Source organism: Hymenobacter cellulosilyticus (assembly GCF_022919215.1).
GTDB classification, from domain to species: domain Bacteria; phylum Bacteroidota; class Bacteroidia; order Cytophagales; family Hymenobacteraceae; genus Hymenobacter; species Hymenobacter cellulosilyticus.
This window is the reverse complement of the sequence record NZ_CP095046.1, coordinates 490,484-499,672: the sequence shown is the minus strand read 5'-3', so window position 1 is coordinate 499,672 and position 9,189 is coordinate 490,484. Positions and strand designations below refer to the sequence as shown.

The 9,189-nt window shown below is 61.3% G+C and carries 14 protein-coding genes; 6 read left to right on the top strand and 8 right to left on the bottom strand.

Going from position 1 to position 9,189, the window contains the following annotated elements; all coding sequences use genetic code 11:
• Positions 1 to 29 precede the first annotated feature (29 nt).
• Positions 30 to 1,526, bottom strand: coding sequence for a TPM domain-containing protein (locus tag MUN79_RS02475; protein ID WP_244676232.1), 1,497 nt, complete (start codon positions 1,524 to 1,526; stop codon positions 30 to 32).
• 110 nt (positions 1,527 to 1,636) lie between these two features.
• Complete coding sequence (locus tag MUN79_RS02470; protein ID WP_244676231.1) at positions 1,637 to 2,206, bottom strand: hypothetical protein; 570 nt, start codon at positions 2,204 to 2,206, stop codon at positions 1,637 to 1,639.
• A gap of 332 nt (positions 2,207 to 2,538) precedes the next feature.
• Here MUN79_RS02470 and MUN79_RS02465 point away from each other — a divergent pair, with 332 nt between their 5' ends.
• Positions 2,539 to 2,778 (top strand): nuclear transport factor 2 family protein, encoded by a 240-nt coding sequence (locus MUN79_RS02465; RefSeq protein ID WP_244676230.1) that lies wholly within the window; start codon positions 2,539 to 2,541, stop codon positions 2,776 to 2,778.
• A 130-nt stretch (positions 2,779 to 2,908) separates the two neighbouring features.
• The gene (locus MUN79_RS02460; RefSeq protein WP_244676229.1) at positions 2,909 to 3,559 is read left to right on the top strand and encodes a hypothetical protein; all 651 of its coding nucleotides are present in this window, start codon (positions 2,909 to 2,911) and stop codon (positions 3,557 to 3,559) included.
• A gap of 202 nt (positions 3,560 to 3,761) precedes the next feature.
• Here the strand turns inward: MUN79_RS02460 and MUN79_RS02455 are convergent, their stop codons facing one another.
• From MUN79_RS02455 to MUN79_RS02445, 3 genes are read right to left on the bottom strand one after another with little or no spacing between them, the layout of a single operon-like run.
• Entirely contained in the window at positions 3,762 to 4,127 is a 366-nt protein-coding gene (locus MUN79_RS02455) for a PQQ-dependent sugar dehydrogenase (RefSeq protein WP_244676228.1), read from the bottom strand.
• Between the two features lie 19 nt (positions 4,128 to 4,146).
• Positions 4,147 to 4,776, bottom strand: coding sequence for a PQQ-dependent sugar dehydrogenase (locus tag MUN79_RS02450; protein ID WP_244676227.1), 630 nt, complete (start codon positions 4,774 to 4,776; stop codon positions 4,147 to 4,149).
• Positions 4,734 to 5,063, bottom strand: a complete 330-nt coding sequence (locus MUN79_RS02445) for a hypothetical protein (protein ID WP_244676226.1) — start codon at positions 5,061 to 5,063, stop codon at positions 4,734 to 4,736. The genes MUN79_RS02450 and MUN79_RS02445 overlap by 43 nt, the downstream gene beginning before the upstream one ends.
• A 309-nt stretch (positions 5,064 to 5,372) precedes the next feature.
• On the opposite strand from MUN79_RS02445, the gene lepB reads away from it, so the two are divergent.
• The 4 genes from lepB (at position 5,373) to MUN79_RS02425 (ending at position 7,387) form a co-directional block, all read left to right on the top strand.
• A complete protein-coding gene (gene lepB / locus MUN79_RS02440; RefSeq protein ID WP_311136636.1) occupies positions 5,373 to 5,903 on the top strand; it encodes a signal peptidase I in 531 nt (176 codons plus the stop codon).
• The gene (locus MUN79_RS02435; RefSeq protein ID WP_244678419.1) at positions 5,894 to 6,334 is read left to right on the top strand and encodes a hypothetical protein; all 441 of its coding nucleotides are present in this window, start codon (positions 5,894 to 5,896) and stop codon (positions 6,332 to 6,334) included. Before lepB ends, MUN79_RS02435 begins: the two co-directional genes overlap by 10 nt.
• Positions 6,335 to 6,366: 32 nt before the next feature.
• Complete coding sequence (locus tag MUN79_RS02430; RefSeq protein WP_244676225.1) at positions 6,367 to 6,531, top strand: S26 family signal peptidase; 165 nt, start codon at positions 6,367 to 6,369, stop codon at positions 6,529 to 6,531.
• 190 nt (positions 6,532 to 6,721) lie between these two features.
• Positions 6,722 to 7,387, top strand: a complete 666-nt coding sequence (locus tag MUN79_RS02425; protein ID WP_244676224.1) for a DUF6624 domain-containing protein — start codon at positions 6,722 to 6,724, stop codon at positions 7,385 to 7,387.
• A gap of 134 nt (positions 7,388 to 7,521) precedes the next feature.
• On the opposite strand, the gene MUN79_RS29820 is transcribed toward MUN79_RS02425, so the two are convergent.
• From MUN79_RS29820 to MUN79_RS02415, 3 genes are all read right to left on the bottom strand, one after another.
• Positions 7,522 to 7,872: a suppressor of fused domain protein gene (locus MUN79_RS29820; RefSeq protein WP_262922977.1), complete on the bottom strand. Its 351-nt coding sequence runs from the start codon at positions 7,870 to 7,872 to the stop codon at positions 7,522 to 7,524.
• Positions 7,869 to 8,111, bottom strand: a complete 243-nt coding sequence (locus MUN79_RS29815; RefSeq protein ID WP_262922976.1) for a suppressor of fused domain protein — start codon at positions 8,109 to 8,111, stop codon at positions 7,869 to 7,871. The genes MUN79_RS29820 and MUN79_RS29815 overlap by 4 nt, the downstream gene beginning before the upstream one ends.
• A 244-nt stretch (positions 8,112 to 8,355) precedes the next feature.
• Entirely contained in the window at positions 8,356 to 9,132 is a 777-nt protein-coding gene (locus MUN79_RS02415; protein ID WP_244676223.1) for a hypothetical protein, read from the bottom strand.
• Positions 9,133 to 9,189: the final 57 nt, after the last annotated feature.

The following is a 9,189-nucleotide window of genomic DNA, read 5'->3' as shown; positions in this document are numbered from 1 at the left end:
CGGCCGGGCGAGCGGGGCGGCGGCCAGGACTAGCAATGGTCGTCGTGGTGGTCGTGATGATGGTGATGGTGGTGATGGTGGCGGTGTGAGGAGGTCTGGGTACCAAGCTCCTCGAAGTAGACGCGCTCAATGTGCTGGCAAAAGGCGCACTCCCAGATGATCCAGCCCCAGGTTCGGTGCCGGCGGTTGCCGCGCTCCACAACCTCGCGGGACTTGCGTTGCAGGGTGGTGTGCGAGCAGTTGGGGCACTCTTTCGCCTTGGTTTTGGGGTAGAGGTAGCCCAGCACCAGGTGATGCTGGCAGTCGTAGCATTCCCAGGCGTCGTAGTCGAGGGCCTTGATAGATTCCTCCACCTTTTGGCTGGGCTGCAGTACGTTGTGCTCCACGTTCTTGGCGAGGCGGTACATGCTGCCCGTGCATTCCGGGCACTGGTAGGGCTCGTTGCGCAGGGTGCTGAGCTGCCGGCGGTGCCCAATCCAGTACAGCACCAGCGGAATGGGCATCATGAAGCGCAGAAAGCCCAGGCGGCGGTGGGCCTTCACCAGATACGTGTACTGCTCGATGCGGCTGGCACCGGCGTATTCTTGGCGGTAGCGGTACCGGATAACGAGCAGGTGCAAGCTGACGGCCGCCATCGACCAGCCGTAGGTCCAGGCAAGCGGCTCGGACGACGGCACTGTGGCATGTTCATCCGAGACCCTAATTACCTGCGCTAATATCCACAAGCTGACCCCGCTCACGAGCACCTTCAATACTACCGGAACGTGCTTGATACTGAGTAGTACGCCGGTTGTCACGAACATAAGCACGACGCTGAAGAACACCAGCATACCATCGCCCCTCCAGTTGCCGGGCCCGGACCGGTCAGCGAAGGCCAGTTTCGCTGCCGCCAGCGAGTCCTGCTCCTGGATACGAGCTAGCGAATCCTGCTCCTGGATACGGGCCAGTGTGGCAACATCGGGCGGAAAAGCCTCCGCAACCTCGCCGGCATCCGGGTTAAAGAGCCGGAAGTCAGGCGCCACGTTGTGGATCAGCGAGTCAACCCCGCTGCGGATGGCCTTGTCGTACTTCTTCTGTTGCAGGGCGAGCACCATGTAGCGCCTCCCAACCCGTTTGCAATCGTCCAGGGTGAGCGTTTGCTGCAGGCCGCTGCTGATGTAAAACTCCACCCAGCCCTGGTCCTGCACCACCAGCACCAGCAGGCCGTTGTGCCGGTACGTTTTCTCGATTTTCCACCGGTCAAACAGCTTGGCCGCGGCCTTATGGGGAGTTGCCTTCCCGATGCTGCGCACCATCACCACCTGAATATGGGCCTTGTGGTGCATGTCGAGGGCGTACAGGTTGGCCTCGAGGTAGCGGATGGTAGCCGGCTTCAGGAATTTGTTGGGGTCACTGACGTAGTGGCCCTCACGATCAAAGGGGCCCGGCAGCCGGTCGAGCGAGGCCTGCGCGGCGGCTTGTCGGCCCGGCGCACTGAATAAAGTCAATAAAACCAGGGCGCGGAGCAGAAAATAACGCAGGGGCATACTGGGAGCCAAAGTCAAAGAAAGCGGTAATCAAAGGACGGAATAATCGGGCGGTACTACTGCTTGTCGTCGCTCTACAGCCCCTTTTTGTCGTCGGAAAGGAGCTGCGGCTAGGCCAGCAGCCAGAACCGCCAACCGCCCCAGTAGCGGCGGTAGTGCCGCTTGAAACCTTCAAACTCGTCGGGCCGGGGCAGGTCGTGGCCGCGGGCGTAGGACTCATAGTCGGCGCGGTCGGCAAACAGCTGGCTGGTCTTGGAATCCAGGTTGTAGGTGTAGTAGGCACTATCAGGGGCTAAGACGGCGCACAGCATGTCGTGGCGCACCTGGTAGGTCAGCACTTCGCCGGCATCCTCGTAGCCGGAAAGCTGCTGGACAGGCTTGAAATAAGTTGTGACGCCATTCATTTCCTCCATGGCCTCCCCGTGGCCCAGGGGGACGCAGGCGGAGTCGCCAAAGCCGTGGTAGCCCCAGTAGGTGCAGGAAAACCCGACCAAGGCCACCGACACCAGAAACCCACTGACCCACCAAAAGCGCCTGGCATGGCGGCTGGCCAGCACCAGGGGGTGGGTAGGGTTGCGGCGTCCGTAGAGGCGCACAAGCCCCAGCAGCAGCGTGGCGTACACCGAAGCCTGAATCGAAACCTTGAACAAGGTAAAAACCATGTGAAACAGTGCTTCCATAGCCCTAAAGCTAGGGGTTGCGCTACGGTTCCTAAAATCGTAGCAAGCGGCTGGAGCTGCAGGGGCTGCTCATCGGTTGTTACCCAACCCGCTCTTACCAGGTTTAGCCATGCCGACTGCTAAAACATACTTGTAGATCAGCACCCATAACAACGTGAGCAGGAAACGGTACGTAGCCTGCTCTGTTTTTGAATGACATCTTCTGTCCACCTGATTGAAACTACCATGCCCGAAACCAACAAGCAGATTTTGGAAAAGGCCAACGCGGCCATTATGGCCGGTGATAATGAGGGTTCCTGGCGCACTGCACCGACGACACCGAGTGGACTTTCGTGGGCGAGCAGACGTTGCGGGGCAAGGAGGCGGTGCGCCGCTGGATGGCCACGGCCTATGAGCAGCCGCCCGTGTTTATGGTCAAGCACCTCATTGCCGAAGATGATTTCGTAACGGCCCTGGGCTCCATTACCCTGCCCGACGAAAGCGGAAAAGTGGTGGAGTACGCCTATTGCGACGTCTGGCGCTTCCGCGACGGGAAGATGGCCGAGCTGCAGGCTTTCGTCATCCAGCCCTAGCGCCAGGAAAAGGTTACTGACCCGGCCGGTGACGCCCAGCGCGGTAGTGCATAGTTGAGGTGCAGCACTTACTTTCACGAAAGGTAAAGGCATCGGCCAGCTACCTTCCACTGCTTCATCTTCCTTATCTGTGCGCATCGTCTGCTGTATTCTCGCCGCCCTGACCGGCTTATCGGGCTGCACCGTTTTCAGTCCCTACAAAACCACCGAGGACTACTGGTACCACCACAGCTTGAGCAAATCTGAACAGGGCCTGGTGGAGCAACAGGGTAGGCTGGTGAAAGACTGGCGGGCCACCAACAAAAACGGGGACCTGTGCCAAGGGCAGCTGCTGATAACCCAGGGCCCGAACGGTCGTTTCCGGTTCACCGAAACCGGCCTGTGGATAAACCGGTACACGGGCCGCGCCGCCCAGGGCTGGCGGGCCGCCGTGCTGGACTCAACCCGCTACGATGCCAATGGCAACATCGTCTACCGGGCCCAGTACCTGGATGAGAATCAGGACCAGGTGGGGCAGTACCTGTTCGAGAAATGGGTGGGCACCCGCACCGACAGCCTGCGCCAAACTGTGTATTCCTACTATCCTACCGGGCAGCTACGCTATGAGCAACTGGCTACGGTGCTAAACGACACCGAGCTAGGCAGTGACCGTACCAAGCGCAAAGTCCTGCGGAGCATGACCGGCTACAACGAAGCCGGCCAGCCCATTTCCCTGATGGAGCTGCAAAAAGTGCTGTATCAGTGGTATCAGCCTCACATATCCATGGCCAAAGGCGAGTAGTACCGCCAACAGTGGCTTTAAGGGCTGTCGGCTGAGAACAGGCTGCCGCAGCAAGCGGACAGGCTCAGGAAATGACTGATTTAGATTAGAAACCGTTACAAGCGTTGCTGATTAGAAAACGGCTGAAACAGCACAAGCGGCTGGCGCTACCTAGAGCGCCAGCCGCTTGTGCTGTTTCTTGTTGCGGGGGCGCTGCTTAATACTAATTGCCCCGGTAGCTCACGCGCCAGACGATGCCGGTGCCGTCTTCGGCGATGAGCAGGGAGCCGTCGGGGCCGGTGATGATACCCACGGGGCGGCCCCACACCTGGGGCGGGGCGGCTTGGCCCTCGTTGATCTGCCAGCCGGTCACGAAGTCTTCGTAGCTGGCACCGCGGCCGTCGGCGGCGGCGGTTTCGGGCAGGCCGGCGGCGTTCATGCGTACGCGCACCACCTTATAGCCCGAGCCCACCGAGCGGTTCCAGGAGCCGCGCATGGCCAGAAATAAGTCGCCGCGGGCATCCTCGGGAAAGGCCGTGCCGGTGTAGAAGGTCAGGCCCAGGGCGGCGGCGTGGGCGCGCAGCAGCACTTCGGGGTGCGGGTGCTGGCTACCTGGGCCGGGCGGGCTCGGTGATGCGCGGGTCGCGCTTATCGGGGGCCAGGTAGGCCCAGGGGTAGCCGAAGAAGGCCCCGCGGGGCACGGCGGTGGCGTAGTCGGGCACGAGGTCGTCGCCCAGGCCGTCGCGCTCATTCACCACCGTCCAGATTTCGTTGGCCCGGGCCGGATTGACGCCCATGCCCTGGGGGTTGCGCAGGCCCGAGGCGTAGGTGGTCCGGCCGCTGCCATCGAGGTTGAACTCCTGAATGGTAGTGCGACGCTCGTCTTTTTCCACGCTGGCATTCTCCGAGGAGCCGATGCCTACATACATCTTGTTGTTGTGAATCAGCAGGGAGCGGGCCGGGTGCTGGCCGCCGCCGGGCAGCTCGGCCAGCTGGGTGGGCTGCCCCGTAGCCTGCTTCTGGCCGGTGGTATAGTCGTAGCGCAGAATGGCGCCGGAGGTAGCCACGTAGAAGTAGTTGCCGTTGAAGGCCATGCCCAGGGGGCGGCTCAGGGGGCCGCCGGTGGCCCACACGGAGCGTTCATCGGCCCGGCCGTCGCCGTTGGTGTCGCGCAGCACCATAATCTGGTTGAGCATCATCTGGGCCACGAATAGGTCGCCGTTGGGAGCCACCGCCATCCAGCGGCCCTGGGGCAGGTCATCGGCAAAGATGTTGGCGGCGTAGCCCTGGGCACCTTCAGCCGGGCATTGGCGGGCCGCTCATTGAGCACCTGCGGGTAGTTGGTCACCGACTGGCTGGCGAAGGGCGCGGGCAGGTCGCTGACGCGGATGGTGGTGGGGCTGGCCGTGAGGGTTTCGGTGGGAAAACTACCGTTGTCCGGCTCTTCGGTAGCGTCGTCGTCTTTGTCACAAGCTACAAGGCCCAGGGCCGCGACGAGGAATAGAGCGTTAAGTTTGACATGCATAGCGGGTTGGTATAAAGGTTGAGTTTTTCTATACGCGCTGCTATAGAGGCTGTTACATTAAAATAAGGGTCAAGGATTTTAATGCCCGCCGCCCCGGATGTCAGGGTTTTGGGCCTGCTGCCTACGTGGCCCCGCCAGCCGAGCCGGGCACACACCAGAAACCGGCAAACCGGCGTTAAGACCCGAGTATAGATTCTGGAGCATGTTTGCTGGGCTTGCTGGCTCCACCTGGTCACTGCAGGCCAGGCAACCCCGGAGCCTTACGGTCCATCTAGCCCAGCACACCTTCCACTTTCACCTCCCAACCCTATGAGCTTCTTTCGATTCGGGCGCCGCGGCGCTGCTTCACCGGCCCAACCCAAAAGCCTGGCCCGCGAATGGCGCGACAGTGTGGTTTTCGCCGTGGCCGTGGCCACGTTTGTCCGCTGGTCGGCGGCCGAGGCCTACACCATCCCGACGCCCAGCATGGAAGGCTCCTTGCTGGTAGGCGACTGTCTGGTAGTAAGCAAGCTGCACTACGGGGCCCGCACGCCCCAAACGCCCCTGCAAGTGCCCCTGACCCACCAGACATTCTGGGAAAAAGGCCCGCAAAGCTACTCCGACGCCATTCAGCTGCCTTCGTTCCGCCTGCCGGGCTTCTCGGAAGTGAAGCGCAATGACGTGGTGGTGTTCCATGTCCCCCACGAGCAGCAGCGGCCCGCCGACATGCGCACCAACCTGATTAAGCGCTGCGTGGCCGTGGCCGGTGATACCCTGGAAATTCGCCGGGGCAGGTGTTTCTCAACGGCCGGCCGGGGGCGGTGGCCGGTCAGTTGCAGAACACCTACTTTATGCAGGTAAACAACCCCGACGATGCCGTGCGCCAGGCCCTGCACGAGCACGGCGTGGTAGATTACTACGAGCCCGACGGCGTTCCGCGCGCCAGCACCGACCCAGCCACCGGCCGCACTGGCTTCTATATCAGCTGCTCGTCCGCCACGGCCGACTACTTCCGCCGCCAGCCCTACGTGCAGGCCCTGACCGTACCCGAGTACCCGGTCCGCCTGTTTCCGGTCGTGGCCGACTTCCACAACCCTGCTGCCGCGCCCAGCCGCCAGCCTCAGGAGTGGCAGCTCGATGACTATGGTCCTCTGGCCGTGCCCCGCCGGGGGCAGACCATCACGCTCACGCCCGCCAACGCGGCCATGTATTATACCATCGTGGCCCAGTATGAGCACAACGAGGGCATTAGCTGGCAGCAGGGCATGATTTACCAGCACGGCCGGCCCTGACGCGCTACACCATCCGGCAGAACTATTACTTCATGATGGGCGACAACCGCCACAACTCTGAGGATTCCCGCTTCTGGGGCTTCGTGCCCGAAGACCACCTGGTGGGCAAGGCCATGTTCGTGCTGTATTCCCTGGACCAGTACGCCGACCTGCTCCACAAAATCCGCTGGAACCGCCTGTTGCAGCCCATCAGCTAAGGCAGACAGAACTGGGCTGAGTCAGGCAGTAAAGCGCCAAGCGGCGGGAGCATCTTGTAGCTTCAGCGGCTTGGCGCTTTGGTAGTGAGCTTTCCGGGCAGTATTTGCCGGGCTTGCCACCCGAAGGTGCTACTTTGTCTCCCCTTACTATCAACTCTTATTGGTGCATCCTTCGTCTAGCCTTATCAGCATGAAGCACATTCTGCGTGTAGCCTTACTTAGTGGGCTGGCCCTGCCCGCCGCGGCCCAGGCTCCCAAGCTCAACCCCCAGCTCAAGCACGAGCTGGACAGCATCTACGCCGTGGACCAGCGCTACCGGGAGATGCTGTTTGACCCGCAGCAGAGCCGCAACCCCGATTCGCTGGCCGCAGTGCTGGGGGTGCCCAAGGCCGAGCTGAACAAAACCATCATGGACCGGATGGTGCAAACCGACAAAACCAATCTGGCCCGGGTGCAGGTGCTGCTGAAACAGTATGGCTACCCGGGCAAGACCTTGGTGGGCACGCCTACCAACGAGGCCGTGTGGCACGTAATCCAGCACAACCCGGCCACCATCCCCCAGTACCTGCCGCTAATAAAAGCTGCTGCTGAAAAAGGGGAGCTGCCGTTTTCCCGCTACGCCATGATGCTGGACCGCCAGCTGATGACCGAAGGCAAGGAGCAGCTCTACGGCACTCAGGTAACGGGCTACAACGGGCAGCCGGCCTTTGTGTGGCCCATTCAGAACGCGGCCCAGGTGAATCAGCGCCGCAAGCAGGCCGGCTTTACCAATACGGTGGAGCAGAATGCCACCCGGCTTGGCGTAACCTACAAGGTCCTGACCCTGGAAGACGTAGCTAAAATGCCCAAGCAGTAGTGTTCCGCTCTCCTGGTTTTCCGGCCCCGAAAGCAAGACGCCGACCGAGCCGCTTGGTGCTGCATTATTGCCCATAAAAACGGCGGACGCTCCGGGAGCATCCGCCGTTTCTGCTTGTACGGCCGAAGGAGGCGTTACCACAGGCCCATAAAGCCTTTCTTCTTCATTGTGTTGGGCCGGTCCACGTCGAGCACGTCGGAGATGCCGAACTCCTCGAACTTATCAATCAGAGCGTCCACGCCTTTTTCCATCTTCAGGTTCATTTCCTCCCGGTAGATAAAGTACAGGCAGTGGAAATTGATGGTCTTCTCCTCGCTGATTTTTAGCTCCCGGAAAGCTTCGGGCAGGCTCAGGGAAGGCAGCAGCAGCAGGCAGCCCAGCTTGGTAGTGTCGGCAAAAGGAGCGGCTTCTTCCCCGTTGGGAATGGTGTGGCCAACGCCCAGCCAGGTGTGGTACTCGTGCGGGAAGCGGGCCAGAAACTTCATCCAGCCGATGGGCCAGTAGTAGTCATCGTCCTCAAACGTGCCCCCGTCTCGGGCATTTGCCAGGTGCTGGGCAGCAGCACGCAGAGCTCGGCGTAGCGGGCCTCTTCCTCGCCCTCGGGCACCGCCATGGGCAGGTCGCTCATGCCGGAGGTAACCAAGGTGTAGAACGGGAAGTCTTTGCTGGGGTCTACCACGTGCACGTCGAGGTGAACCTTGTCGGAAATGATTTCGTGAAACACGCTGCTGACCGGGCCCACGTGCTGCTCAATGTGGGCTGTAATGGCCTCGATGGTCGCCTCGTCGCCGGACGCCAGGCTGAACGGGCCGGCTCCACGTCCTCGTAGCGCAGGATGGGCCCACCGGCGGGCGTCTTTTCCGGTTCGTGCTCTTGCTCTTGTTCTGACATAGCGGGTAGAATAGATAAGTGAGGCCCCAAGCTAGTATTTTTCCCGGAGGCCCAGCCGGCGCGAACGGGAAGCTACCCTAAGGCTTTTGCACGAAGCGGGCGGCACTTAGCTGTAGCACCACGCTTTTGGCACCGCGCCGGACGCGGTAGCCACCACTGAGCAACGATCTGGCAAAGTCGGTGCGGGCTTCTTCGTCTATCGGGTCTTGATGTTCAGTCAGGCTGATGCGCAGGGCCTGCTGGGCGGCCTGAAAAGTCATATCCACGTTGCAGAGCACCAGTCCGGGGCTTTGGCCGAAGGCCGCGTTATCGAGCAGCAGGTAGTTGCCCTTCAGTTCCAGCACATAGGCTTCACTGGCCAGGCAGCGGCCGTCGCCTTTTTCCTGGCCCAGCAGCAAGTAGAGCGTGCGGCCAGCTGTATTGAGCTTATGAATCTCGTAGAAAAAGCACTCTTGGTCGGGGTGGTAGGCAAAGAGCTGGCCGGCCGCGTTTTTCCACTGGTACACGGGCCGGTGTACGGTGCCCCGCGTGCCGCCCGAGCTGTAAGAATAGGTGAACACCTTGAGGTGAGCGGCATCTTTGGAGTCAGCCGACAACTCCAAGCCCATATTCTTGGCTGCGGCCGCCGATACCTCGTGGGTGCGCAGGTAGAGGATCAGCTTGCGGCTCGTTTCCTTCATCAGCCCTTCCCAGGCCTCGTCTTCAAACTCGGTGCTGGCCTCGATGACAGCCAGATTCTTTTTGAGCTCGGCGGCCGAGGGGTCGTTCGGGCCCGCCTGTTGGGCCATGCTGGTTAAGGCGGGAGCCAGGCCGGTAGCAGCCAGCAGGGCAAGACGGATCAGAAGGTTGGGCATTCAGGGCGGTGTTGCAACGAGGTGGGGCACCAGCTAGAAAACCGGCACTGAGGCTTG

Excerpts from the sequence above, each read along its gene's own strand:
- MUN79_RS02445 (WP_244676226.1), bottom strand. The coding sequence starts at position 5,063 with ATGCATGTCAAACTTAACGCTCTATTCCTCGTCGCGGCCCTGGGCCTT.
- MUN79_RS02450 (WP_244676227.1), bottom strand. The coding sequence starts at position 4,776 with ATGGCGGTGGCTCCCAACGGCGACCTATTCGTGGCCCAGATGATGCTC.
- lepB (WP_311136636.1), top strand. The coding sequence starts at position 5,373 with ATGAGCTTCTTTCGATTCGGGCGCCGCGGCGCTGCTTCACCGGCCCAA.
- MUN79_RS02425 (WP_244676224.1), top strand. The coding sequence starts at position 6,722 with ATGAAGCACATTCTGCGTGTAGCCTTACTTAGTGGGCTGGCCCTGCCC.
- MUN79_RS29820 (WP_262922977.1), bottom strand. The coding sequence starts at position 7,872 with ATGAAGTTTCTGGCCCGCTTCCCGCACGAGTACCACACCTGGCTGGGC.
- MUN79_RS02475 (WP_244676232.1), bottom strand. The coding sequence starts at position 1,526 with ATGCCCCTGCGTTATTTTCTGCTCCGCGCCCTGGTTTTATTGACTTTA.
- MUN79_RS02415 (WP_244676223.1), bottom strand. The coding sequence starts at position 9,132 with ATGCCCAACCTTCTGATCCGTCTTGCCCTGCTGGCTGCTACCGGCCTG.
- MUN79_RS02430 (WP_244676225.1), top strand. The coding sequence starts at position 6,367 with ATGATGGGCGACAACCGCCACAACTCTGAGGATTCCCGCTTCTGGGGC.
- MUN79_RS02435 (WP_244678419.1), top strand. The coding sequence starts at position 5,894 with ATGCAGGTAAACAACCCCGACGATGCCGTGCGCCAGGCCCTGCACGAG.
- MUN79_RS02470 (WP_244676231.1), bottom strand. The coding sequence starts at position 2,206 with ATGGAAGCACTGTTTCACATGGTTTTTACCTTGTTCAAGGTTTCGATT.